22 protein-coding genes, 3 tRNA genes and 1 rRNA gene are annotated in these 26285 nt (G+C 25.7%); 16 read left to right on the plus strand and 10 right to left on the minus strand.

Translation table 11 applies throughout. The features are described 5' to 3' along the window. Nucleotides 1-15 precede the first annotated feature (15 nt). The 3 genes from uppS (at nt 16) to dnaE (ending at nt 4712) form a co-directional block, all read left to right on the plus strand. Nucleotides 16-759, plus strand: coding sequence for a polyprenyl diphosphate synthase (gene uppS, locus UAT33_01105; GenBank protein XBC44048.1), 744 nt, complete (start codon nt 16-18; stop codon nt 757-759). Nucleotides 760-984: 225 nt separating this feature from the next. Continuing rightward, nucleotides 985-1428 carry a 3-hydroxyacyl-ACP dehydratase FabZ gene (gene fabZ, locus UAT33_01110; protein XBC44049.1) on the plus strand — a complete coding sequence of 148 codons (444 nt, stop codon included), beginning with the start codon at nt 985-987 and terminating at the stop codon, nt 1426-1428. 44 nt (nt 1429-1472) lie between these two features. Next, nucleotides 1473-4712 carry a DNA polymerase III subunit alpha gene (gene dnaE / locus UAT33_01115; GenBank protein ID XBC44050.1) on the plus strand — a complete coding sequence of 1080 codons (3240 nt, stop codon included), beginning with the start codon at nt 1473-1475 and terminating at the stop codon, nt 4710-4712. 246 nt (nt 4713-4958) lie between these two features. Here the strand turns inward: dnaE and UAT33_01120 are convergent, their stop codons facing one another. Continuing rightward, the gene (locus UAT33_01120) at nt 4959-6677 is read right to left on the minus strand and encodes a proline--tRNA ligase (GenBank protein XBC44051.1); all 1719 of its coding nucleotides are present in this window, start codon (nt 6675-6677) and stop codon (nt 4959-4961) included. 178 nt (nt 6678-6855) lie between these two features. On the opposite strand from UAT33_01120, the gene flhB reads away from it, so the two are divergent. Further along, a complete protein-coding gene (flhB, locus tag UAT33_01125; protein ID XBC44052.1) occupies nt 6856-8007 on the plus strand; it encodes a flagellar biosynthesis protein FlhB in 1152 nt (383 codons plus the stop codon). Continuing rightward, nucleotides 8000-10096, plus strand: a complete 2097-nt coding sequence (gene flhA / locus UAT33_01130; protein XBC44053.1) for a flagellar biosynthesis protein FlhA — start codon at nt 8000-8002, stop codon at nt 10094-10096. The genes flhB and flhA overlap by 8 nt, the downstream gene beginning before the upstream one ends. A gap of 142 nt (nt 10097-10238) precedes the next feature. Here flhA and argS read toward each other — a convergent pair whose 3' ends face one another. After that, nucleotides 10239-11966: an arginine--tRNA ligase gene (gene argS, locus UAT33_01135; GenBank protein ID XBC44054.1), complete on the minus strand. Its 1728-nt coding sequence runs from the start codon at nt 11964-11966 to the stop codon at nt 10239-10241. 364 nt (nt 11967-12330) lie between these two features. On the opposite strand from argS, the gene UAT33_01140 reads away from it, so the two are divergent. From UAT33_01140 to UAT33_01150, 3 genes are all read left to right on the plus strand, one after another. Beyond that, a 16S ribosomal RNA gene (locus UAT33_01140) occupies nt 12331-13881 on the plus strand. A 62-nt stretch (nt 13882-13943) separates the two neighbouring features. Further along, a tRNA-Ile gene (locus UAT33_01145) sits at nt 13944-14018 on the plus strand. Between the two features lie 45 nt (nt 14019-14063). Then, nucleotides 14064-14136 (plus strand) — tRNA-Ala (locus tag UAT33_01150). A 3-nt stretch (nt 14137-14139) separates the two neighbouring features. Here UAT33_01150 and gloB read toward each other — a convergent pair. Further along, a complete protein-coding gene (gene gloB, locus UAT33_01155) occupies nt 14140-14898 on the minus strand; it encodes a hydroxyacylglutathione hydrolase (GenBank protein XBC44055.1) in 759 nt (252 codons plus the stop codon). A gap of 91 nt (nt 14899-14989) precedes the next feature. Beyond that, the gene (gene rnhA, locus UAT33_01160; protein ID XBC44056.1) at nt 14990-15451 is read right to left on the minus strand and encodes a ribonuclease HI; all 462 of its coding nucleotides are present in this window, start codon (nt 15449-15451) and stop codon (nt 14990-14992) included. A 31-nt stretch (nt 15452-15482) separates the two neighbouring features. On the opposite strand from rnhA, the gene dnaQ reads away from it, so the two are divergent. The 4 genes from dnaQ (at nt 15483) to grpE (ending at nt 17789) form a co-directional block, all read left to right on the plus strand. After that, the gene (gene dnaQ / locus UAT33_01165; protein XBC44057.1) at nt 15483-16205 is read left to right on the plus strand and encodes a DNA polymerase III subunit epsilon; all 723 of its coding nucleotides are present in this window, start codon (nt 15483-15485) and stop codon (nt 16203-16205) included. A 72-nt stretch (nt 16206-16277) separates the two neighbouring features. Next, nucleotides 16278-16351: transfer RNA gene (locus tag UAT33_01170), tRNA-Asp, on the plus strand. 290 nt (nt 16352-16641) lie between these two features. Continuing rightward, a complete protein-coding gene (gene gpt / locus UAT33_01175; protein XBC44058.1) occupies nt 16642-17112 on the plus strand; it encodes a xanthine phosphoribosyltransferase in 471 nt (156 codons plus the stop codon). Nucleotides 17113-17219: 107 nt separating this feature from the next. Next, on the plus strand, nt 17220-17789 hold the full coding sequence (gene grpE, locus UAT33_01180) for a nucleotide exchange factor GrpE (protein XBC44059.1): 570 nt from the start codon (nt 17220-17222) through the stop codon (nt 17787-17789). 78 nt (nt 17790-17867) lie between these two features. On the opposite strand, the gene UAT33_01185 is transcribed toward grpE, so the two are convergent. Then, a complete protein-coding gene (locus UAT33_01185) occupies nt 17868-18149 on the minus strand; it encodes an RnfH family protein (GenBank protein XBC44060.1) in 282 nt (93 codons plus the stop codon). Between the two features lie 129 nt (nt 18150-18278). Between UAT33_01185 and smpB the strand changes: the two genes are divergently transcribed. Together smpB and tadA are read left to right on the plus strand one after the other, a co-directional pair. Next, entirely contained in the window at nt 18279-18767 is a 489-nt protein-coding gene (smpB, locus tag UAT33_01190; GenBank protein XBC44061.1) for an SsrA-binding protein SmpB, read from the plus strand. Nucleotides 18768-18803: 36 nt separating this feature from the next. After that, entirely contained in the window at nt 18804-19271 is a 468-nt protein-coding gene (gene tadA, locus UAT33_01195) for a tRNA adenosine(34) deaminase TadA (GenBank protein XBC44062.1), read from the plus strand. Between the two features lie 14 nt (nt 19272-19285). Here the strand turns inward: tadA and acpS are convergent, their stop codons facing one another. The 5 genes from acpS to lepA form a co-directional block, all read right to left on the minus strand. Continuing rightward, a complete protein-coding gene (gene acpS, locus UAT33_01200) occupies nt 19286-19669 on the minus strand; it encodes a holo-ACP synthase (GenBank protein ID XBC44063.1) in 384 nt (127 codons plus the stop codon). Nucleotides 19670-19688: 19 nt separating this feature from the next. Next, nucleotides 19689-20555: a GTPase Era gene (era, locus tag UAT33_01205; GenBank protein XBC44064.1), complete on the minus strand. Its 867-nt coding sequence runs from the start codon at nt 20553-20555 to the stop codon at nt 19689-19691. Next, on the minus strand, nt 20552-21232 hold the full coding sequence (gene rnc / locus UAT33_01210) for a ribonuclease III (protein ID XBC44065.1): 681 nt from the start codon (nt 21230-21232) through the stop codon (nt 20552-20554). Before rnc ends, era begins: the two co-directional genes overlap by 4 nt. An 87-nt stretch (nt 21233-21319) precedes the next feature. Continuing rightward, on the minus strand, nt 21320-22093 hold the full coding sequence (lepB, locus tag UAT33_01215; protein ID XBC44066.1) for a signal peptidase I: 774 nt from the start codon (nt 22091-22093) through the stop codon (nt 21320-21322). Nucleotides 22094-22292: 199 nt separating this feature from the next. Next, complete coding sequence (gene lepA / locus UAT33_01220) at nt 22293-24086, minus strand: translation elongation factor 4 (GenBank protein XBC44067.1); 1794 nt, start codon at nt 24084-24086, stop codon at nt 22293-22295. 397 nt (nt 24087-24483) lie between these two features. Between lepA and mnmA the strand changes: the two genes are divergently transcribed. After that, nucleotides 24484-25596: a tRNA 2-thiouridine(34) synthase MnmA gene (gene mnmA, locus UAT33_01225; GenBank protein XBC44068.1), complete on the plus strand. Its 1113-nt coding sequence runs from the start codon at nt 24484-24486 to the stop codon at nt 25594-25596. Between the two features lie 38 nt (nt 25597-25634). Then, nucleotides 25635-26270 carry a high frequency lysogenization protein HflD gene (gene hflD, locus UAT33_01230; GenBank protein ID XBC44069.1) on the plus strand — a complete coding sequence of 212 codons (636 nt, stop codon included), beginning with the start codon at nt 25635-25637 and terminating at the stop codon, nt 26268-26270. Nucleotides 26271-26285: the final 15 nt, after the last annotated feature.

Consider the following 26285-nt stretch of genomic DNA (forward strand, 5'->3'; position numbering starts at 1 on the left):
AAACTAAAAAAGTTTATGTTATTAAAAAATTTATTAAATTGTAACAAAAGTTATAAAAAAATTTTTCCTAAACATGTAGCCATAATAATGGATGGTAATGGACGGTGGGCGAACAAAAAAGGAAAATCACGAATTTTTGGTCATAAGGCAGGATTAAGAGCAGTTCGACGAGCTGTTTCTTTTTCTCTTTTTTATAAGCTAAAAACTCTTACTTTATATGCATTTAGTAGTGAAAATTGGAAAAGGCCATTTTTAGAAATAATGGCATTAATGGAATTATTTTTTTTTGGATTACATAGTGAAATTAGTAATTTAAATAAGAATAATGTTCGTTTGAAAGTTATCGGAGATATTACAAAATTTAATTCTGTTTTAAGAAGGCAAATTTATATTGTGGAAGAGTCAACGATTAATAATACTGGTCTTATATTAAATATTGCAGCAAATTATGGAGGTAAATGGGATATTGTTGAAACAATAAAAAAAATTATTTATAGAGTAAAAAATTGTTATTTGTCAATTTCAAATATTACTGAATCTATGATATCTAAATATGTTTCAATGAACAATTGCTTTCCTATAGATTTAGTCATCCGTACTGGTGGAGAGCATCGTCTAAGTAATTTTTGTATTTGGCAAATTGCATATTCAGAGTTATATTTTACTAATGTATTTTGGCCTGATTTTAATAGAAATATTTTTGAAAAAGCAATTATTTCATTTATAAATAGAAAACGTCGTTTTGGTTCTATAGATTAACTACTATATAAATTATTTTACTATTGTTTTAGATTAAAGATACACATTATAAATGTAGTTATGAAATAATTTATTGTAAAATATACAATTTTTAAAGAATTTTTGTATGTATTAAAATCTAAATAGAAAATTATTTTTTATAAATTATTAATTAGACTTTTTACAAAAGTAATTTTATTTGTTTATAATGCTTTAATATTGTATTCGAATTTTGTGATTTATTAGATGTGTAAATTAGAATTCAAAGATATTTTAAAATTATTACCCCATCGTTATCCTTTTTTATTTATAGATAAAGTTATTAAGTATGAAAAAAGAAAATATATAATTGCAATAAAAAATGTACAATTTAGTGAATTTTTTTTTCAAGGGCATTTTCCAAATTATCCAATAGTTCCTGGAGTATTAATTTTAGAATCTATGCTCCAAACTGCATGTGTTTTAGCATATAAAAGTATAAATACATTACATAAAAAAAAATTGTTCTATTTTTCTAGTATTGATTATGCAAAATTTAAAAAAAAGATATTTCCTGGTGACAAAATGATAATTAATATAAATATTATTACTATCCGTTCAAATATAATACGATTTCAAGGAACAGTATTAGTAGATGATAAAATAGCATGTAATGCGAAAATGTCTTTTATGAATGATTCGAAAATATAAATCTTTAAGCTTTATTTTTTGTAATATTTAGTTTGGAAAATTTTATGTTAAATTCAAAATTTATTCATCTTCGAGTACATAGTGATTTTTCTATGGTTGATGGATTAGCAAAGTCCGATATGTTAGTTAAGAAAACAGCAGAATTAGGAATGCCTGCAATAGCTATTACAGATTATAATAATTTGCATGGTGTAATTAAATTTTATAAGCAAGCGTTTTGTCAAGGAGTTAAACCTATTATTGGCGTTGATTTTAATATGTATTCTAATGAAAACACATCAAATGAATTAACTAGAATTACTTTGTTAGCATCTACTAATGTAGGGTACAAAAACTTGATTTTATTACTTTCTCGTGCTTATCAGAATGGATATGATAGTAAGATTGGAATAATAATAAAAAAAATATGGTTAATTGAATATTGTAAGGATATAATTATATTGTCAGGTGGTTGCAACGGTGATATTGGAATAAATATATTAAAAAGAAATAAATTATCTCTCTATAAAAATTTGCATTTTTATAATAAATATTTTAAAAATTTTTATTATTTTGAAATAATGCGTACTGGAAAATTAAATGAAGAAGAATACATTAATGAAATAAAGTATCTTTCTCAAAAAGAAGGCATCCCTTTAGTAGCTACCAATGAGGTTTGTTTTTTAAATAAAGTTGATTTTTTCATTCATAAAATTCGTGTTTTTATTAATCAAGGACTTACCATAACCAATAAAAATATTGATCATAAATATACGTCTCAACAATTTTTAAAAAGTGAATCTCAAATGCTTAAATTGTTTTCTGATATTCCTGAATCGCTTGTAAATAGTGTAGAAATTGCAAAACGTTGTAATGTCATTTTAAGATTTGGTAAGTATTTTTTACCAAAGTTTTCAACAGGAAGCAGTAATATTAATGAATATTTAGTCCTTAGAGCTAAGAAAGGGTTATTTAAGCGTTTAACTTATCTTTATCCTAATAAAAAAGAACGCGATATTAATAAAAATAGATACATTTCTCGTTTATTATCCGAATTAAGTATTATTAACAAGATGGGTTTTCCCGGGTATTTTTTAATAGTTATGGAATTTATAAATTGGTCGAAAAAAAATTCAATTCCTGTAGGTCCAGGAAGAGGTTCAGGTGCAGGATCTTTAGTTTCATATTCCTTAAACATTACTGAGTTAGATCCATTATATTTTGATTTAATATTTGAAAGATTTCTTAATTCAGAACGTATTTTTATGCCAGATTTAGACATAGATTTTTGTATGGATAATCGAGATAGAGTTATTGATCACGTTTCGAAAACGTATGGACGAGAATCTGTATCTCAAATTATTACTTTTGGAACTTTAACAGCTAAAGCAGTTATAAGAGATGTAGGTCGTGTTCTTGGTTTTCCTTATGGATTTTTAAATAAAATTTCTAAATTAATTCCATTAGATCCTAAAATGACTTTAGAAAAAGCATTATCTAATAAATCTGAACTATCTAATCTTTATAATTCTAATGAAGAAGTAAAAGAGTTAATCGATATTTCTAGAAAACTAGAAGGAACTACTAGAAATGTCGGTAAGCATGCTGGAGGGTTAGTTATCTCACCAGGAAAGATTACTGATTTTGCTCCATTATACTATGATGAGAATGGTTGTCATCCTGTTACTCAATTTGATAAAGCAGATGTTGAATCGATAGGATTAGTAAAATTTGATTTTCTCGGATTAAAAACATTAACTATAATTCATAATACTGTTAGAGCAATCAATATTAATTTATTAAAGGGTATAGGAAATGAAGTTGATATTAATTCTATTTCTTTAAAAGATAAAGATTGCTTTAATTTTTTGCAATCATCTTATACTATTGGAGTTTTTCAGTTAGAATCTTATGGAATGAAAGATTTAATTTTTCGTTTAAAACCAGATTGTTTTGAGGATTTAATTGCTTTAATAGCTTTATTTCGTCCTGGACCTTTACAATCAGGAATGGTAGACAATTTTATAAATCGGAAGCATGGAAAAGAAGTAATATTTTATCCTGATCGAAAATGGCAACATATATTGTTAAAACCTATTTTAAAATCGACTTACGGAGTAATTTTATATCAAGAACAAGTCATGAAAATAGCACAAGTATTGGCTAATTATACTTTAGGTAGTGCGGATGTTTTGCGGCGTGCTATGGAAAAAAAAGATCCATTAGAAATGCAAAATCAAAGAGTTATATTTCAATTAGGAGCAAAAAAAAATGGAATTAACCCTAAATTAGCAATGAACATTTTTAGTTTATTAGAAAAATTTGCTGGATATGCATTTAATAAGTCGCATTCTGTTGCTTATGCTTTAATATCATATCAAACTCTGTGGTTAAAATTATATTATCCTAATGAATTCATGTCATCTGCTATGAACGCTGATATAGATAACACTGAAAAATTAGTTGTATTAATTCGTGAATGTAAAAGAATGAAATTGAATATTATTGCTCCTAACGTTAATAAAAGTAACTATTATTTCCAGGTAGATGATGATAGAAATATTATTTATGGACTAGGAGCTATCAAAGGAATTGGAAAGAATGTTGTGTCTGCTATTCTTAATGTTAGAAATAGTTATGGATTATTTTCTGAACTATTTGATTTATGTGTTCGTATTAGTTCAAAAATATTAACCAAAAGAGTAGTTGAAAAGTTAATTAAATCAGGTAGTTGTGATTGTTTTGGATTGAGTCGATTAACATTGATGCATAGTTATAATAATATAATTAAATCAGCCCGTCAATATTTGCAATCAAAGAAATTAAAAAAAGTGGAATTATTTGGATCCTTGGTTGGAGATCTAAAAAAAATTAGAAGTGATAGTTCTTTAGAAGATATTATTTGTTCTAAGCGATTAAAATATGATTGGGAAAAAGATTGTTTAGGTTTATATTTAACTGGACATCCTGTAGATCAATATTTAGATACATTAAAAAAATTTCCAAAATGTATTCGTTTAAAAGATATTAATTATTTAAGTGATAAAAAAGAAGTTGTTTTTCTTGGTATGATTACTATGCTTAAATCAAAAATTACAAAAAAAAATCAAAATATGATTACTTTTTTATTAGAAGATCACTTTATTCGATTAGACGTGATAGTATTTAGTAATGTTTTAAATAAATGTAAATTTGATTTTAAAAACGATTTAGTCGTAATGATATTTGGTTGCATAAAAATGAATTCGGTGAGCAACAAATATGTTTTATTAGCAAATAAAATTATTAATATAAATTTGATATAATAAAATAACGTATGTTTATTCTACATAATTTTAAACAATAATTTTTAAGTTTAAGTTATTTAAATAGTTATTTATTAATTTCTTTTATATTTTTATATAATATTTGAAATCTAGATAATTTAAATGAATTAGTACTAATCATATAATATGTTTTATAATTTTAAAAATTTTAATTAAAAAAAATATAATACCATTTTATGGCTAAATTTTTTATTATAAAATATAAAATAATTTAACCATTTTATTTTATGATTGTTGTATGTTTTTTATAATTATTGGGATTATTTTATCTTTAGGAATAATTTTTGTTATATTTTTTTGTCTATTTCGATATTCTATATTATTATTTTTTATAAGATCTTCACTAATTACGATAATATAAGGTATACCTATAAGTTCGATGTCAGAAAACATTATTCCAACACGTTCATTTCTATCATCTAATATTACAGTAATATTATTTTGTTTTAAAGAAATATAAATCAATTCTGATTCCTTTTGTACTTTTTTAGACGTATAAAAATTAATAGGTATAATAGCTATTTGAAAAGGAGCTATAGAAATAGGCCAAACAATTCCTGTTTCATTGTTATTTTGTTCAATAATAGCAGCTATAGTTCGTGTAACACCAATTCCATAACATCCCATTTTTAAAAAAGTTTTACGTCCATTTTTATCTTGTACTTGAGCATTTATTATTCGAGAGTATTTTTCTCCTAATTGAAAAATATGACCTATTTCAATACTTTTTTTAATTTCCAATGTTCCTTTCCCGTCAGGACTAGTATCTCCTTCTACAACGTTTCTAATATCAAAACTTTTAGGTGTTAGAAGATTTTTTTCCCAATTAACGTTATTAAAATATTTCCCTGTAATATTTGATCCAATAGTAAAGTTTTTAAGAGTAATAACTGAAAAATCAGCTATAATAGGTAAATTTAGACCAATTGGTCCTATAAATTCTAATGTAGTTCCAGTTATATTAAATATTTCTTGTTTAGAAGCAAATTTTATGGGATGAGAAATCATATTAATTTTTGAAACTTTTTTTTCGTTGATAGTATGATCTCCTCTGATTAATACAGCTATAAAATTATATTTTTTATTTTTTTTAAATTTAACTAAAATTGTTTTAATTGTATTTTTATTTGATGAATGACCTGTACTTGAAAGATTTGGGGTAATTATAATATAGTTTTCTTTTTTTTCAGGGTTTATCAATAATTTATCTTGTTTTATAATTTTTCTTTTACAAGTTGCTACTTGAATATTAGCTGAATAGCTGGATTGAGTTGATAATACTATTCTATCTTCTCCATTGTTACTTAGCGCCTGAAATTCATGTGATTTGGTTCCTCCCATGGAATTAGAATCGGCTTCTACAATACAAACTTTCAAATTCATTTTTGAAAATATATTTTTATACGTTTTATACATTAAATCATAAGTTTTATTTAATGACAATGAGTTTATATGAAAAGAATAAGCATCTTTCATAATAAACTCTCGAGATCGTATTATTCCGCTTCGAGGTCGAATTTCATCTCTGAATTTAGTTTGAATTTGATATAGCAACAGCGGAAGTTGCTTATATGATTGTAATTCGTTACTAATTAAGTTTGTTATTATTTCTTCATGAGTTGGGCCTAATACAAATTTGTTATTATTTCGGTCTAATATTTTAAATAGTTCTTTTCCATAGATATTTTTCCGATTGCTTAAATTCCATAAATTTTCAGGTTGTAATATTGGCATTTTAACTTCTAGTGCATTCAATTTATTTATTTCTTCTCTTATTATTTTATTTACATTTTTTAATATTCGTAACCCTGTAGGTAACCAAGTATATATACCTGAAGAACTTTGTCTAACTATCCCGGCTCGTAACATGAGTTTATGACTAATGCTATCTGTATTTTTAGGATTTTCTTTTAATGTTGAAAATAAATATTTTTTAGCATGCATTTACTTGATCCTTAAATAAAATTTTGTTTATAGTAGATTTTAGAACCATTTGAAATTTAATAAATTTGTATTTATATGTTGATTTTTACTATGTGTGATTATTTTTAGAAATACTTTATTTTGTTTGTAGTAATTATATACTATATAAAACAAGTTACTTAATAAAAAAGATATCATTATGAGTGATGATAATAATGAAGAAAAAACGGAACAACCGACAAGTTATAAGTTAAAGCAAGCTAAAAAAAAAGGAAATAAAAGATATTCTCGTGAATTAAACTCATTATTGATTTTGATCAGTTCTTTGATAGTTTTTTGGTTTAATAAAAAAGAAATAGTGATGCTATTTGGAAAAATTATTCGGTTTAGTTTAACTTTTAATCATTGTATTATTGAAGATAAATGTGTATTTAGTTCTAATTCAGTATTATTTGTAACATCTTATATTTATTATTTATTTAAAGTTCTTTTTTTTCCTATATTTTTAATTATATTGTTATCGATAATTTTTAGTAATTTTAACTTTTATGTAAGGCCTATAACGTTTCGTTTTGATAAGTTGAATCCCTTGACAGGATTAAAGCGATTATTTTCAAATCAAATTTTTATAGAATTATTTAAAACAATATTAAAAATTTTATTAGTCGGTTATATCGTATATATTTATATATCTTATTTTTTTTTAAGATCTTTAAATTTTTTAGACAAAAATATTGTTTTTGCATTAAGATATGGTTTTTTTATAATTTTTTCATGTATTTTAATTATTTTAATTTCAATAATTCCCATCGTTCTATTTGATATATTTTGGGAGAGACATAATTATTATAAGAAACTTCGTATGACTCGTAAAGAAAAAAGTGACGAATATAAAAAAACTGAAGGAAATCCATATATTAAATCTCGTATTCGTCAAGCGATGCGAATAGCAATGCGTCGACGTATGTTATCTAGTGTATCGAAATCTGATGTAATTATTATGAATCCTGTTCACTATGCTGTTGCATTACAGTATAATAAAGATAGTATGAGTGCACCAAAAATAGTAGCAAAAGGTTCTGGTGAACTAGCATTAAGAATTCGAAAAATAGGAGATAAACATTCTATTCCTATTCTTTTTTCATATTCATTAGCTCGTGTTTTATATCGTTATACAAATATTGGGCAGTATATACCTATTACGTTATATGCAGCTATTGCAGAAGTATTAGCATGGGTATGGAAAGTTCAAAATTGGAAAAAAGAAGGAGGAATTTTTCCTAAACAACCAAGTAATTTTTTTATTCCTTTAGAATTGCGTGCTACAGAAGAGGATAAAATTAATGATTAATACTTCATTATCATCAAAAATTTTAAGGCGATTCAAATCAATTGAATGGCAAGTATTATCTGGTCCTCTATTGATTTTAATTATTTTGTCAATGATGGTTTTGCCTTTAGCTCCATTTGTTTTAGATTTATTTTTTACTTTTAATATAGCTTTATCGATTGTAATTTTATTAGTTTCTATGTTTACTACACATACATTAGAGTTTACTGCATTTCCTATAGTTTTATTATTTTCTACATTATTGCGTTTGGCTTTAAATATTGCGTCTACAAGAGTTATTTTGTTGTATGGACATGTAGGATCTTATTCCGCTGGAAAGGTAATTCAGGCATTTGGCCATTTTTTAGTCGGTGGAAATTTTGCAATAGGTATTGTTGTATTTATTATTTTGGTTATTATAAATTTTATGGTCATTACTAAAGGAGCTGGACGGATTGCAGAAGTTGGGGCTAGATTTATATTAGATGGTATGCCAGGAAAACAAATGGCAATTGATGCAGATTTAAATTCAGGTTTAATCGGAGAAGAGCAAGCTAAAAAACGCAGATTAGAAATTGCACAAGAAGCTGATTTTTATGGTTCTATGGATGGAGCAAGTAAGTTTGTTAGAGGTGATGCTATAGCAGGCATATTAATAATGGGAATTAATATTATTGGTGGATTAATTGTTGGTATACTACAACATGGTATGATTTTTACAAAAGCAGCAGAAGTATATACTATATTAACTATAGGAGATGGATTAGTAGCTCAAATTCCTGCTTTAGTAATTTCTACTGCTTCTGGTGTTATTGTTACCCGAGTTAGTACAGAACAAAATGTTAGTGAACAAATGATTAGTCAATTATTTTATAATCCTAAGGTAGTACTATTAAGTGGGATAGTTTTAGGAGTTCTTGGATTAGTTCCTGGTATGCCAAACATTATTTTTCTATTATTTACTAGTTTTCTGTTTATATTGTCTTGGTTATTATTTAAGTATCCTTTGAAGTTTAAAAAGTTATCGATATTACAAAAAAGTAGTTTGAATACTCCTAATAGCTTTAAAGAAGCTACTTGGAATGATGTTCAATTCGAAGATTCTATAGGAATTGAATTAGGCAGTCAGCTTATATCAATGGTTCAAAGTAAAAACGAAGAGAATTTATTGAATAAGATTAAAGATGTACGAAAACATTGTGCTAAAGAAATTGGATTTTTACCTCCATTAGTTCATATAAGGAACAGTATCTATTTACCTAGCGATACTTACCGAATATTAATTAAAGGAATTGAAATAGGTAGGGGAATAGTAAAATGTAATCAATTTTTAGCAATTGATTCGAATCATACATTAGATGCATTACCAGTAGAAGAAACAGTTGATCCTACTTTTAATTTTCGATCTTTTTGGATTGATCGATCTTTATTAGTTCAAGCAAAACGTAAAGGTTATAATGTAGTTCGAGATATTACTATTATTCCTACTCATTTAAATAAGATTATTTTAGATAATACTAGTAAATTGTTTGGAAGACAAGAAGCTCAGCAGTTATTAGATTATGTTAGTAAGTATTTTCCAAAACTTATTGAAGATTTAATTCCAAACTCTATTAGTTTGACGACGTTTCATAAGGTAATTCAGAATTTGTTATTTGAGCACGTTCCTATTCGTGATATGCAAACTATTTTAGAAACTTTAATAATAAATTCTGCTTCTTATCAAAATAATGTATTGATGCTAACTAGTTTGGTACGAATTTCTTTGCAAAAATTAATTATTCAAAAAATTTTTAAAGATAATGAATTTAAAGTAATAGGATTAGGTGTTAAGTTAGAAAGTATATTGTTACAAACTTTTAAAAATGAGAGTAATGATAGTGGTGTTTTAGAACCAGGTTTATACGGTTATTTTTTAAAAGAATTACAGAAAGCTATTGATAATCAAATTCTTCTTCATAATCCAATAGTACTATTAGTTAATCATAAATTACGCATGCATTTATCAAAAATATTGTTAAAAATATTTTCAAATTTAATTATTTTATCTAATTTAGAATTAGAAGATAATAATAAAAAAATATATATTACTAGTGTTGTAGGATCTTAATCTGAATATATTCTTAATTATTATGTGTTTAGTATAATGTATATTATTATGTGTTAAATAAATGTGAATACATATTATAACTTTAACTTTAAAATAAATGTTAAAATTATCGTTATGAATTTAAAGGATTAAATTTATGTATTTACATATAATTGATTGTTGAAATTCCAATAATATTTAAACCTCTTTTTAATGTTCTTGCAGTTAAAAATGCTAAAATTAATCTACTATATCGGATATTAATATTCTTAGATAATGATATAGGACAGTTTTCGTAGAAATGTGAAAAAATTGTTGAAAGTTCATATAAATATCTACATATCATATGAGGCATTCCTTTATTAGAAGTTTCTAAAATTACTTCTTCAAATTGTAATAATTTTAAACCAAGTCTTTTTTCATACATTTCTGTAAGTTGAATTTTTCCTTTTAAATTTAGCATTGAAACTTTTAATTTTTTAAATATTGATAATATTCTAGTATATGCATATTGAATATAAGGGGCTGTATTACCATTAAATGATAATATATTATTCCAATTGAAGATATAGTTAGTTGTTCTATTTTTAGATAAATCAAAATATTTTACTGCTCCAATTCCTATTTTTTTAGATAAGTAGTTCAGTTTTTCTACAGAAATTGCAGGATTTTTTTTCTTTGCAATGATTTTAGCTCGTTTTATTGCTTCATTTAGTAAAGTAGACAATTTTATATTTTTTCCGGATCGAGTTTTAAAAGGTTGATTATCTTCAGATAATATCATACCAAACATATGATGTTTAATTTCTAAATTATTAGATATATATCCAGCTCGTTTTCCTATTTCTATTATTTGTTTTAAATATTGATCTTGTCGAACATCAATATAATACAAAATTTGATCAGCTTGAAGTATTTCACAACGATATTTTAAACATGCTAAATCAGTTGTAGAATAAAGAAAAGCTCCGTCCTTTTTTTGAATAATGACTCCCATTGGATACCCGTCTCTATTTTTAAATTCGTTTAAAAAAACCATTGTTGCTCCGTTATGTTTCACTGCAATTTTTTTATTTTTAAGATCGTTTACAACATCAGATAACATATTTTTATAAAAACTTTCTCCTGTAATGTGTTTGTTAGTTAAAGTCACATTTAGCGTTTTATAAATTTTTTCGTTTTTTTTAATGGTAGCATCAACAATATTTTTCCAAATTCTTGTATAATATTTATGTGAAGATTGTAGTTTTAAAGTGTATTCTTTTACTTTTTTTGAAAACAATTTATTTTTTTCGTACTCTATTTTTGCTTTTTGATATATTTTATTAAAATTTACGTTCTTAGTAATTTTTATTGTTTTTTTGTTTTTTTTTAAATAAGCTATTATCATTCCAAATTGTATACCCCAATCTCCGATATGATTTACTCTTATAACGTTGTGTCCAAGAAATTCCATAATTCTAGCTGTAGCATCCCCTATAACTGTAGAACGTAAATGACCCACATGCATGTCTTTTGCTATATTTGGGGATGAATAATCTATAATAATATTTTTAGGTTTGACATATTTAATATCTAGTCGTGTTGATCTTATTTTTTTTTCTAATTGTTTAATTATCCACTGTTCATTTAAAAAGATATTAATAAATCCAGGTTTAGAAACTTGAACCTTTTGATATATTTCATGTATACAAATATTAGAAGCAATATTTTTGGCGAGGTCATAAGAATTTTTATTTAATGTTTTAGCTATTTTAATTATTCCATTAATTTGATAATTCCATGGTTTTTTCAAATTAGTATTATTGATTAAAAGGTCATGGAAATTTTTTATTCCATTATCTATTAAAGCTTGAGTAACATGTTGAGTTAATGTTGATTTTATATTCATGTTCTTTATTTATATTTTAATATTTAAACAGTTATTACAATAAGTATTTAGCAGTAATTAAACATCTTGTATAGAAGTGTAATAGTTTAAAGTTAGTTTTTATAATTGATTATTAAGTTATATTGTACTTTATTTTCATAAAATAAAAGTTTAATTTTATAAATTATATATATAAATATAAAAATTTACATTGAAAATTGTTGACAAACAAGGTAAAAAATGTAATTATGTAAAAAGTTTAGAAGTAATGCTCTTTAAAAAAATATCAAAAAATTTGTGTGGGCACACCAAAGTTCAAGAACAAAATTATTTAAATGTTTTTATTTATTAAAAAGTAATTTTTTATTTTTTATAAAAGAATTTTCAATTGAAGAGTTTGATCATGGCTCAGATTGAACGCTGGCGGCAAGCCTAACACATGCAAGTCGAGCGGCATCGAAAGAATTTTTTTCTTGTCGGCGAGCGGCGAACGGGTGAGTAATATCTGGGAATCTACCTAAAAGAGGGGGATAACTACTGGAAACGGTGGCTAATACCGCATAATGTTGAAAAACCAAAGTAGGGGACCAAAATTTTGGCCTTATGCTTTTAGATGAGCCCAGACGAGATTAGCTTGATGGTGGGGTAATGGCTCACCAATGCGACGATCTCTAGCTGGTCTGAGAGGATAACCAGCCACACTGGAACTGAGATACGGTCCAGACTCCTACGGGAGGCAGCAGTGGGGAATATTGCACAATGGGCGAAAGCCTGATGCAGCTATGCCGCGTGTATGAAGAAGGCCTTAGGGTTGTAAAGTACTTTCAGCGGGGAAGAAAAAAATTTATCTAATAAATATATTTTCTGACGTTACCCGAAGAAGAAGCACCGGCTAACTCCGTGCCAGCAGCCGCGGTAATACGGAGGGTGCGAGCGTTAATCAGAATTACTGGGCGTAAAGAGTACGTAGGTGGTTTTTTAAGTCAGATGTGAAATCCCTAGGCTTAACCTAGGAACTGCATTTGAAACTGATAAACTAGAGTATCATAGAGGGAGGTAGAATTCTAGGTGTAGCGGTGAAATGCGTAGATATCTAGAGGAATACCTGTGGCGAAAGCGACCTCCTAAATGAATACTGACGCTGAGGTACGAAAGCATGGGGAGCAAACAGGATTAGATACCCTGGTAGTCCATGCCGTAAACGATGTCGACTTGGAGGTTGTTTCCTAGAGAAGTGGCTTCCGAAGCTAACGCGTTAAGTCGACCGCCTGGGGAGTACGGCCGCAAGGCTAAAACTCAAATGAATTGACGGGGGCCCGCACAAGCGGTGGAGCATGTGGTTTAATTCGATGCAACGCGAAAAACCTTACCTGGTCTTGACATCCATAGAATTTTTTAGAAATAAGAAAGTGCCTTAGGGAACTATGAGACAGGTGCTGCATGGCTGTCGTCAGCTCGTGTTGTGAAATGTTGGGTTAAGTCCCGCAACGAGCGCAACCCCTATCCTCTGTTGCCAGCGGTTCGGCCGGGAACTCAGAGGAGACTGCCGGTTATAAACCGGAGGAAGGTGGGGATGACGTCAAGTCATCATGGCCCTTACGACCAGGGCTACACACGTGCTACAATGGCATATACAAAGAGATGCAACTCTGTAAAGATAAGCCAACCTCATAAAGTATGTCGTAGTCCGGACTGGAGTCTGCAACTCGACTCCACGAAGTCGGAATCGCTAGTAATCGTGGATCAGAATGCCACGGTGAATACGTTCCCGGGCCTTGTACACACCGCCCGTCACACCATGGGAGTGGATTGCAAAAGAAGCAGGTAGCTTAACCAAAGTTGTTTTTGGAGGGCGCTTACCACTTTGTGGTTCATGACTGGGGTGAAGTCGTAACAAGGTAACCGTAGGGGAACCTGCGGTTGGATCACCTCCTTATAAATAATTCTTAATTTTAGGTTGTGTCCACACAAATTTTTTGATTGATCTTTGTATAAAACAGGCTTGTAGCTCAGTTTGGTTAGAGCACACCCCTGATAAGGGTGAGGTCGGTGGTTCAAACCCACTCAGGCCTATCAAGTCATTTTTAATATTTATCTTTAAAATTTCCCATTTTAAATGGGGCTGTAGCTCAGATGGGAGAGCGCCTGCTTTGCACGCAGGAGGTCAGCGGTTCGATCCCGCTTAGCTCCAAATTTAATATTTATACCTTTCTTTAATTTTCCTTAATTGCGACAGTATATTTAATTTAAACATTAAGTCTTTATGAATTCCTGTTGCATTTTGAATTTCTAATTTGTCTAAATTTAGAAATGGATTAATTTTTTTTTCTATTTCTAAATTGCTAGGAAGTGAACATTTATTATTTAGACGCATGTTTTTTATTTTTTTATAAAATTCAAGAACTTCTTTGTTTAAAAAAATAGAAGCAGAAAATTTCAAATTATTTAGTGTATATTCATGTGAGCAGTAAATTTTAGTACTATTAGGAAGGCACATAATTTTTTTAAGTGAACTATACATTTTTAGTGTCATTCCATTTTCTATTTTTCCACATCCCCCTGAAAATAATGTATCTCCACAAAATAAATGTGGGTTTTTATAGTAAGAAATATGACTAGAAGTATGTCCTGGAGTTGATAAAACTTTAAATGTATAATTTAAAATATGAATGCAGTCATTATCTGAACATATTCTATTTGTACCAAATATGCAAGTTTCTTTTGGCCCGTAAACTAATAATTTAGGATAAATTTCTAATAATTTTTTAATACCTTTAACATGATCATCATGATGGTGTGTGACTAGGATAGCTATAGGGTGGATATTAAGTTTTTTAATTTCATTAATAATTGGTATATGACATCCTGGATCAACAATAATACAATGATTATGATGATTTATGATAATCCAAACGTAGTTGTCAAGCAGTATAGGAATATGTTTGATTTGCATATATATTTATTACTTATTTTAATAATTTTAAAATTTTATACATAACATTTTAATTTTTAATTGAATAATCGATAATTGTAGATTTAATATTTTAACAAATGTATCCAATATCTTCTAAAGTAGGGTATTTAGCAGAACGCTGAGCTAAAGTATTACATTTTTCGTTTTCTATATGTCCTGAATGCCCTTTTACCCAATTCCAGTTTATATTGTGTAAACGTGACATCATATTTAATTGAAACCATAAATCAATATTTTTGACTATTTTATTTTTTTTAGTTTTCCATTGGTTTCGTTCCCAATTTTTTATCCATAATGATATTCCTTTTTTTACATATTGACTATCAATTATTATTTCAATTATACATGGTTTTTTAAGTTTTTCTAAAGCTTTTATCACTCCCATTAATTCCATTCGATTATTTGTAGTAAAATAAAAACCTGAACTGATAATTATTTCATGATTTTTATATTGAATTATTGAACTGTACCCTCCCGGCCCAGGATTTCCTAAACACGATCCATCTGAAAATATTTTAACAAATTTGGACACAATTAAATTTCCTTATAATTATATAAAATATATGAAAAAAAATAATAGAAAAATTGTTTTAGATCTTGAAACAACTGGTATGAATTTTACTGGTTGTTTTTATAAAAATCATAGAATTATTGAAATTGGGGCAATAGAAATTATTAACAATAATATCACAGGAAATAATTTTCATTCGTATGTTTACCCTAATAGATTAATAGATGATACTGCTTTTAAAATTCATGGTATTTCTAATGATTTTCTTATAGGTCAACCAAAATTTTCTGAAATATCTAAAGAGTTTTTAGAATATATTAATACTTCTGATTTAATTATTCATAATGCTAAATTTGATATTGGTTTTATTAACTATGAATTAAGTATGTTGAATTTAGATATTAAAAACGTTTCAAAACGCTGTAACGTTATTGATACACTAGTAATGGCACGTAGAATATTTCCTGGAAAAAAAAATACTTTAGATGCTTTGTGTTCTCGATATAAAATTAATACTAGAAATCGAAACGTTCATAGTGCTATTTATGATGCTAAATTATTATCTAAAGTATATATGTTTATGACTAATTTTCAAGAGTCTTTACCTTTTTTAAATAATAAAAGCACTAATAATTATCATAAAAAAGAAGTTTATTATTCAAAATATATGCAAACAAAAGTTATATTTGCAACTGATTATGAAAATATTATCCATAAGAAATATCTAAAATATATGCTTAAAAAGACGGGAAAGTGTATTTGGGTAGAAAAGTAAAACATATTTAACTATATTGACAAAAACAATATTAAGTTATATAATTCAAAACTAAAGTCACTAATAAGTCATGGTGCGGTAGTTCAGTTGGTTAGAATACTGGCCTGTCACGCCGGGGGTCACGGGTTCGAGTCCCGTCCGCACCGAATTTTTTAATTATACTGTATTTTATATTATCTTCTCTTCTTGGTAATTCATCATGTTATATATTATATGAAATGTTTAATAATTAAACCGTTAATATTACCCACTTTAATACTTATAGTATATTAAAATTAACAAATGTATATAAATAATACTAACAACATTACATGCTTTAGCTTATCTTTCAACAAATGACAGTAAAAATTCGAAAAATAATTTCAGCATAAATTTTGTAATTTTTTATCTAATTAAATCTAGATAATTATACAATTATATTGTTATAGGTTTTTTTATGAGTAAGAAATATATTGTTACTTGGGATATGTTACAAATTTATGCTAGACAATTAGCTTATAGATTACTCTCAATAACAAAGTGGGAGGGAATTATTGCAGTTAGTAGAGGTGGTTTAATACCATCAGCGTTATTGGCAAGAGAACTAAATATTAGATATGTTGATACTATTTGTGTATCTAGTTATGATCATAACCATCTACGTGATTTAAAAATTTTAAAACACGCTTCTATAAAAAGTTTTAATGAATCTAAAATTATTATAGTAGACGATTTAGTAGATACTGGAGGAACAGCTCGTATAATTCGTCATATGTATTCAAAAGCAACATTTGTTGCTATTTTTGCTAAACCTATGGGAAAATTATTAGTAGATGAATATATTATGGATATACCCCAAAAAGTTTGGATTGAGCAACCATGGGATATGGGAATTACTTATCAACCTCCATTAATTAAAGATTATTAAAATTATTTCATATATTAGTATATGAATAAACCTTATTTATATTTTGAATTGTACAAAACATTTTATTTTATAGAAATAAAATATTATATTATTTGGAGTATATATTGATGAACATGAAAAGAGAACCATTAAATAAGAATGATATCAATGATGTCAATTTAGATGATTGTAAATCAAAAGCAAATCAAAATGTTAATAAAGAACAAGTAGATGTACTTAATAATACCATCATAAATCTTAAAGAAGAATTATTAGCACAAAAGTTATTATCAAAAGAAAAAATAAAGTTATATCATAATAGAGTAAAAAAAAATTTAGATGATACTTATAAATTTTCTTTAAATAATTTTATTAGTTCTTTACTTCCTACTATTGATAATATTGAGTACGCATTGAAATTATTTAATAAAAACGATAAGAACTTAATGCCTGTATTCGATGAATTAAAAATAATTTTAAAGAATTTTTTAAAATTATTAAAACAATTCGGTTTAGAACCAATAGATGATTCAAATATTTTATTTGATCCTAATATACATCAAGCTATAACTATGAAACATTCTAACGATATAAAAGAAAATTATGTTATTTCAATTATGCAAAAAGGATATCTATTAAATGGAAGATTATTACGTCCAGCAATGGTTATAGTATCTAAACCAAATGATAAAACTTAAATTATGAAAGATATTTTTATTGCAGAAAATAATAACTATATATTTTATATTTTCTGCAAGAATATGAATAAAAGAACTTTATATTTTTCTTAATAAGATTTTTTTTCGTCTTAACTCTCTTGGATTTATTAATAGTGGTCTATAAATTTCAATTCGATCTCTATGGTTTACAAGATCTGTTAAGTTAACTATTTTCCCATAAATACCTACATTATTTTGTCTTATATCTATTATTTTTGTATCAACAATTTTAGAAAGTAGTATTGCTTTCTCTACAGAAATTCTATGTTTTAATATAATTTTCTTTATATATTGTTGATCTTTTAAAGCATATATAACAACAATTTTAATTGGTTTCATTTTATGTTATATTTACGGTAATTATTTATAAGTGTAATAATAATATTGATAGAATTAACGTTGCAAATATTTATAAAAATAAGATAAGTAAAACGTATGATTTTATTAAATTTGAGGTTAGAATTTATAATGATAAATAAAAAACTAAATCATTCAATCGTAAATATTGCTGTTAATAGAAAAGCAAAGCATAAGTATTTTATAGAAGATACTTTAGAAGCAGGTTTAGTACTATTAGGTTGGGAAGTTAAAGCATTTAAATCAGGTCATGTAAATATTAGTGATAGTTATATTTCTTTCAATTTAGGCGAAGTTTATTTAATTGGATCACAATTTAGCGCTCTTCATACTACTAATTTGCATACTTTACGTAATTTTTCTAGACATCGAAAAGTATTATTAAATAAAAACGAGAACGTTTTTTTATATAATAAAGTTTATAAAAGTGGTTATACAGCTATAGTTTTATCATTTTTTTTAAAAAATAATTGGTGCAAAATGAATATAGCTGTTGCAAAAGGAAAAACACAATTTGAAAAACGTGAAGCAGAAAAGAAATCTCAATGGAAACTAGAAAAAAATAGAATTATGAAAAAACAAATTAATCGTTGTAATTGATCAATATTTATATAATAAACTTTTTCAGGCAGACACATGAATAAAAATGATATATATTTTATGAAATACGCTATTAAGTTTGCTAAATTGGCTGAGATAAAAGAAGAAGTTCCTGTTGGAGCAGTTCTAGTTTTAAATAATAAAATTATTGGAAAAGGTTCAAATAGTTCTATTTCTAAACATGATCCTACTGCTCATGCTGAAGTAATAGCATTACGTATAGGAGGATTATACTTAAAAAATTATCGTTTATTAAGTACAACATTATATGTAACATTAGAACCATGTTTTATGTGTTATGGAGCGATTATACATAGTAGAATTTCTCGATTAGTATTTGGAACAAGTTATAATAATAAAAGTAATTATAACTTTATAAAAAGTAATGTTTTAAAACATATAAAAAAAAATAAAATAATAATTACAGAAAACGTTTTAGAGCAAGAGTGTACAAGTATATTACAAAAATTTTTTAAAAATAGAAGAAAAAATAATTATTTATAAAATATCGTATAATCTTATTTATTTTCAGCAATAACAATAGTGGATATATAAAATTTTTCGTCACTTAAACTTACGTGAATTAAATTAATATTCAAGAATTTAGCAATTATTTTTGCTTTTTTAAATAATCTCAAATGTGGTTTCCCCAATTTGTTATGATACAATTCAAAGTTATTAAATTTTATTCCATTTTTTATTCCTGTTCCCAATGCTTTTGAAGCTGCTTCTTTAACAGAAAACCTTTTTGCTAAAAAGATAATAGGATTACTACTTCGTTTATATTCATTAAGTTCATATTTAGATAATATTCGATGAGAAAGTTTTTCTCCTAATTTTAAAACAATATTTTTAATTCTTTCTATAGATAAAATATCTATGCCTATACCAATAATACTCATATAATTTAATAATCCTTAATTAATAAAGTTTGTATCGTGAATCTTTTCGCACAAAAAGTGAAAGATATACTGATTTTTTAAAGTATCGCTCTAATTCTCTTCTAGCTATACTACCACATAATTTTATTTTTTTCCCTTTATGTCCGATAATAATTTTTTTATGTTGGCTATTATTAACAATTATTATAGCTTCTATAATATAAGTTTTTTTTTTCAAAAAATTAATATTTTCAATGTAAATTTTGATTGAATAAGGAAGTTCTTTTCCTAAATAAAATATAAATTTTTCTCTAATGATTTCTTTAACATGAAAGTATAAACTATGATTTATTATTTGATTAGGTGAAAATTTTGGTTTAGAAATAGGTAAAAATTTTTTAACTATTTTCGATAAAATATCAATATTTTCCCCAGTTTTCCCTGAAATAGGTAAAATATCTTGAAACGAATATTTCTTTCTTAGTAATTCTATATAAGGTAATAGAATTGTTTTTTTTAAAATTTTGTCGTTTTTATTGATAATGGCTATTATAGGAGTATTATTTTTTTTTATAGTATTTAAAACTAAATCGTCTTCTAATGTCCAATTAGTTTTATTTAAAACTAATAATACTAATTCTGCAGTATTACATATTTTATTAATATAATGGTATTTTGTTGTATTAATATAATTTGTATATTTGTATGATATTCCAGGTGTATCTGTATAAATTGCTTGAAAACCTTTATCGTTTTGAATTCCAATAATGTTATTTTGAGTAGTATTTGGTTTTTTAGAAACTATAGATATTTTAGATTTTATTAATTTGTTAATTATCGTTGATTTTCCTACATTTGGTTTTCCAACAATTATAATTGTCCCGCAATGGTTTATTTTGTCTTTCACTCTAACCCCAACTTAATTAATGCACTTTGTGCGGCTTCTTGTTCTGCTTTTCTTCTGCTAGAACCAATTCCAATGAACTTTTCATGCATCCCAGTAATTTCGCAATAAATAGTAAATAATTGGTTGTGTGCTTCTCCATATACTTGTTCTACTAAATATTCAGGTAATGGCAAATGTTTTGATTGTAAATACTCTTGCAATCTTGTTTTTGGATCTTTTTGAGTATCCCCAGGACTGATTCTTTCTAGCCTTTTTTTATACCATTTTAAAATTAATTTTTCTACTGTTCTTAAATTACTATCTAAAAATATACTACCAATAAGTGCTTCTATGGTATTTGCTAATATTGATTCTCTTCTAAAGCCTCCACTTTTTAGTTCTCCTTGTCCTAATTGTAAGTAATGACCTAAATTAAATTCATGTGCTATTTTTGCTAAGGTATTGCCTCTAACTAAAGTAGCTCGCATTCGGCTCATATCTCCTTCATTAACATTAGGGAAATAGTGGTAAAGAGCATTAGCTATTACAAAACTTAAAATAGAATCTCCTAAAAATTCAAGTCTTTCATTATGTTTGCTATTCGCACTTCTATGAGTTAACGCTTGAACTAATAAATTTTTTTTAGTAAAAGTATATCCTAAAGTCTTTTGTAATTTTCGTACTACATTATGATTCATGTTGTTGCCAATTATACTAATTTATATATTAATTAATAATTTTATATATATTTTATCATAAGAAATATTAGTATATTTTAAATTATTTTAATATATACTTCCAATTCGATTTATTCGAATTCCTTTTGGCCAACTATTTTCTTCTTTTTTGAAGCTCATCCATATGATAGTAGCTTTTCCTATTAAATTCGTTTCTGGAACAAAGCCCCAATAACGACTATCTAAACTGTTATCTCTATTATCGCCCATGACAAAATACATATTTTTTGGTACAACCCACGTTCCTCTTTTTTGATTAGATTGTTTAAAATACATAATATCTTCGTCTATTATTTCTTTAGAAAATAATATTTTATATATTAATTTTTCTAATTTTTCTGTGCATATATTTAAACGAAAGGTATTTTTATTTGTTTGTTTTTGATTATTAAAAAAGCTGTTAAAAGGGATTAATTTTGAATTGTTCTCAAATTTTTGAATAAAATTGCTTGGTTTTGAATAAATATGAGAAAAAAATAATGTTGTTGTATGATGTTTTTTTTGAGTATCTTTAAATTGTATAATTAAATTTTTAGTATATGAATCATAAGTAATTTTATCTCCAGGTAGCCCAATTACTCGTTTAATATAATTTAAATGTTTATTGTTTGGATGCTTAAAAACTATTATTTCACCACGTTTAGGATGGTTTATATTAATTAATGTATTATGAGTGATAGGATTTTTAATTCCATAAGCAAACTTTTGTACTAATATAAAATCTCCTACTAATAGAGTAGGCATCATTGATCTAGATGGAATTTGAAAAGGTTCATATACAAAAGAACGAATTAAAAATACTATGAAAAAAATAGGAAACAAAGATGCTATAAATTGAATATAATTTTGAAGGGATACAGATAGTTTTAGATTATTATTAACATTAGTAACTATTGAATTTTTTTTTTAAAATATTTTTCTATTTTTTCAAATATCCATAATATTCCAGTAATTAATGTAATTATTAATAAAAATATGATTAAATGATCGTTATCCATAATATTTTTTTATTTATCGAATGTTAATTTGTTTTGTTATTTAATATAGATAGAAATACTTCTTTAGGTACACTAATATTACCTATTTGTTTCATTTTCTTTTTTCCAATTTTTTGTTTTTCTAATAGTTTTCTTTTTCTAGTTACATCTCCTCCATAACATTTTGCTAATACGTTTTTTCTTAATTGTTTAATAGTAGCCCGTATAATAATTTTTTTACCTATCATAGCTTGAATAATAATGTCAAATTGATGCCGTGGAATTAACGTTTTCATTTTTTCTATTATCTTACGTGTTTGAGTAATTAATTTAGTTTTATGTATAATTAATGATAGGGCATCAATTTTTTTATAATTTACCAATATGTCTAGTTTGTCCATATCAGAAGTTTTATAAGACTTAAAATTATATTCTAATGATGCATATCCACTGGATTTAGATTTTAATCGATCAAAAAAATTTAATATGATTTCTGACATTGGTATGTCATAGTATAATAATACTTGATTTCCGTAATATATTAAATTTCTTTGTATCCCCCTTTTATGCGAACATAATAATAATATATTTCCTAAGTATTTAATTGGAAGTAGAATTTTACATTCAGCAATAGGTTCTTGAATTTTTTTAATCATATTATATTGAGGAAATTTAGCTGGAGAATCAAGATATAATACTTTGTCATTATACGTTTTTATTCTATATATCACAGTAGGTGCAGTAGTTATTATTTCTAAATTATATTCTCGTTCTAATCTCGCTTGTACAATTTCCATATGCAATAATCCTAAAAAACCACATCTAAATCCGAATCCTAATGCGATAGAAGTTTCAGGTTCATAAAATAGAGATGAATCATTTAAACTTAATTTTTCTAGTGCATTTTTAAATATGTGAAATTGATTTGATTGAATAGTAAATAAGCCTGCGTAAATTTTAGGTTTAACTTTTTTAAAACCAGGTAACGTATATTCTGAAGAACTATGAAAAGAAGTTAACGTGTCGCCAACAGGTGCTTCACCAACTTTTCTAATTCCACAAATAATCCAACCTATTTCTCCGCATTTTAATTGATCTTTGTATATCTTTTTAGGAGTAAATATTCCTATTTTTTCTACAGAATAAACTTTTTTTGTACTCATTATTTTAATTTTAGATTTTATTCTAAGAATCCCATTTTTTATACAAATTAAGGATACTATTCCTAAATAATTATCAAACCATGAATCAATAATTAATGCTTGTAAATCGTTATTTATATTTCCTTTAGGTGATGAAATTTTGTGTATAATACGTTCTAATAAATTAACAATTCCTTCACCTGTTTTACCTGAACAATATATTGAATTTTTTGTAGAAATTCCTATAATTTGTTCTATATCTTTTTCTACTTTTCTAGGGTTAGAATTAGGTAAATCAATTTTATTTAAGACTGGTATGATATTTAAATTCATATCTAGAGCTTTTCGACAATTAGATACAGTTTGTGCTTCTATTCCTTGAACTGAATCTACAATTAATAGTACACCTTCGCAAGCGAATAAAGATCGTGATACTTCATATGAAAAATCTACATGTCCTGGAGTATCAATAAAATTCAATTGATACGTTTTATTTTTTTTAGATGTATATTTTATCGATACACTTTGAGCTTTAATTGTTATTCCTCTCTCTTTTTCTAGTTCCATTGAATCTAATACTTGAGAACACATTTCTCTTTCCGATAATCCTCCACAAATTTGAATAAGCCTATCAGAAATAGTAGATTTTCCATGATCAATATGAGCAATAATACAAAAATTTCTTATTTCTTTCATTGAATTTAAAATTACCATTTATATGATTAAATTATGTTACTATTTTTAAATAAATTACGTGTTACTTAAAATTTTGTGAATATATTTCATATAATTTTGTAGTATTTTAGTTTTTTATTAACAATTATTAAAAATAAACAAACGTTTTAAAATGTAAATAATACATTTGTATATAAATTATTAATAATATCAACGTATAAGTTATATTATTATAGTTTAATAGTATAGTATAGATAATTAAAATATTTTATTACATTATTAAATTTATTTATTGTTTATAGATTTATATGATATAAATTAATACTTAATAAAATATACTATATTAACTAATGATGCCATTAATAATTTTAAATAAAATTTTTTAATGAAGTGTTCTTATTTTTAGATAACTAATAATATGTTAAAATCAAAAAAAAAAGTAATTTTAGCAATGTCTGGAGGTGTAGATTCATCTGTATCTGCATGGATTTTAAAACAACAAAATTATCAAGTAGAAGGATTATTCATGAAAAATTGGGAGGAAAATGATAGTAATGTTTATTGTTCTTCAAAAAAGGATTTAGCGGATGCTGAAAAAGTTTGTAATCATTTAGGAATTCGTTTGAACAAGGTTAATTTTTCTTTTGAATATTGGGAAAATGTATTTAAAATATTTTTAAAAGAATATGAATTAGGAAGAACACCTAATCCTGATGTATTATGCAATAAAGAAATAAAATTTAAGGTATTTTACGAATTTGCTGTTAATAATTTAGGGGCAGATTTTATTGCTACCGGGCATTATGTTCGAAAAAAAAAATTCAACAAATTATTGTGTTTATTACGTGGGGTTGATACTAATAAAGATCAAAGTTATTTCTTATATACTATTAATAGACATATTCTTAAAAAATGTTTATTTCCATTAGGGAAATTAACAAAAAAAGTAGTACGAAAAATTGCGCAACGTTTAAATTTATCTACTTTCAATAAAAAAAATTCTACTGGAATTTGTTTTATCAATCCAAAAAATATTAATACATTTCTGGAAACTTATTTCCCTAAAAAGATAGGAGATATAGTAACTACTTCTGGTAAAATAATAGGTCAACATAATGGAGTAATATACTATACTTTAGGTCAAAGAAAAGGACTAGGTATAGGGGGAATAAAAGGTTTTAAAAATATTCCATGGTATGTAGTAGATAAAAATATTAATTATAATTCTTTAACTGTTGCTCAAGGTAAAAACAATTATTATTTGATGTCTATAGGATTAATAGCACATCAAGTACATTGGATTAATAATATTAAATTAAATAAAAATCCTTTTTCTTGTGTAGTAAAAATACGGTATTGTCATAAAGATGTTTCTTGCAAAATATTTTTATATAAATCAAACTTTGTAAAGGTGCTTTTTAAACATCCAATTTCATCTATTACTCCTGGACAATCTGCAGTGTTTTATCTATCAGAATTATGTCTTGGAGGGGGGATAATTAAAGAAAGATTACCTATGTTAACGTTATGAGTAAACTATAGAGTTTCATATTTTAGGAAAATGTAATTGTGACTAAAAATTTTTATTCGATTATGTTATCTCTTTCTGGAATTTGTCAATCTGTTGCTATCGTATGTCAATTGTCTCAAACTGGAATGTGTAATAATAGTGCGTTCAAAATTGGTATTGATAGTATATTAAATATTCATCCACAAACTACATTATCTGTATATGGAAATTCAGAAAAAAATTTAAAATTAGGTATAACAACTTTATTATCTTTATTAAATAATTCCAATAGCTATATTACATCAGGGAAAATACTTCGTTATATATTAAAAATAATTATTTTGGAAAAAAAATTAAAAAGAAATATTATTTGTAAAAAAATATTATTTGATCAAATATCTATATTAATTGAAAAAAATGTAAACTGTGTTAATTCATATGATATATTAACTGATCAGCTGTCAAAAATATATTTAGATACAATTAGCAAACTAGGATCACGTATTCAAATTTTTGGATCACAAGATATATTGAGAAATATGTTAATTCAAAACAAAATTCGTTGTGCATTACTCTCAGGAATTCGTTCAGCTGTTTTGTGGAGACAGATAGGTGGTAATTTTTTTCAGCTTATTTTTTTTAGAAATCAAATATATAATCAAGCTAATAATACATTCAAAAATTTTTTTTCTTAAACTTTTAATTATGAA

The sequence above is a fragment of the Buchnera aphidicola (Floraphis choui) genome (genome assembly GCA_039830045.1).
Lineage (GTDB): Bacteria > Pseudomonadota > Gammaproteobacteria > Enterobacterales > Enterobacteriaceae > Buchnera_B > Buchnera_B aphidicola_AX.

Coding starts and splice junctions, on each gene's coding strand:
- uppS (XBC44048.1), top strand. CDS start 16: ATGTTATTAAAAAATTTATTAAATTGTAACAAAAGTTATAAAAAAATT.
- fabZ (XBC44049.1), top strand. CDS start 985: ATGTGTAAATTAGAATTCAAAGATATTTTAAAATTATTACCCCATCGT.
- dnaE (XBC44050.1), top strand. CDS start 1,473: ATGTTAAATTCAAAATTTATTCATCTTCGAGTACATAGTGATTTTTCT.
- UAT33_01120 (XBC44051.1), bottom strand. CDS start 6,677: ATGCATGCTAAAAAATATTTATTTTCAACATTAAAAGAAAATCCTAAA.
- flhB (XBC44052.1), top strand. CDS start 6,856: ATGAGTGATGATAATAATGAAGAAAAAACGGAACAACCGACAAGTTAT.
- flhA (XBC44053.1), top strand. CDS start 8,000: ATGATTAATACTTCATTATCATCAAAAATTTTAAGGCGATTCAAATCA.
- argS (XBC44054.1), bottom strand. CDS start 11,966: ATGAATATAAAATCAACATTAACTCAACATGTTACTCAAGCTTTAATA.
- gloB (XBC44055.1), bottom strand. CDS start 14,898: ATGCAAATCAAACATATTCCTATACTGCTTGACAACTACGTTTGGATT.
- dnaQ (XBC44057.1), top strand. CDS start 15,483: ATGAAAAAAAATAATAGAAAAATTGTTTTAGATCTTGAAACAACTGGT.
- gpt (XBC44058.1), top strand. CDS start 16,642: ATGAGTAAGAAATATATTGTTACTTGGGATATGTTACAAATTTATGCT.
- grpE (XBC44059.1), top strand. CDS start 17,220: ATGAACATGAAAAGAGAACCATTAAATAAGAATGATATCAATGATGTC.
- UAT33_01185 (XBC44060.1), bottom strand. CDS start 18,149: ATGAAACCAATTAAAATTGTTGTTATATATGCTTTAAAAGATCAACAA.
- smpB (XBC44061.1), top strand. CDS start 18,279: ATGATAAATAAAAAACTAAATCATTCAATCGTAAATATTGCTGTTAAT.
- tadA (XBC44062.1), top strand. CDS start 18,804: ATGAATAAAAATGATATATATTTTATGAAATACGCTATTAAGTTTGCT.
- acpS (XBC44063.1), bottom strand. CDS start 19,669: ATGAGTATTATTGGTATAGGCATAGATATTTTATCTATAGAAAGAATT.
- rnc (XBC44065.1), bottom strand. CDS start 21,232: ATGAATCATAATGTAGTACGAAAATTACAAAAGACTTTAGGATATACT.
- lepA (XBC44067.1), bottom strand. CDS start 24,086: ATGAAAGAAATAAGAAATTTTTGTATTATTGCTCATATTGATCATGGA.
- mnmA (XBC44068.1), top strand. CDS start 24,484: ATGTTAAAATCAAAAAAAAAAGTAATTTTAGCAATGTCTGGAGGTGTA.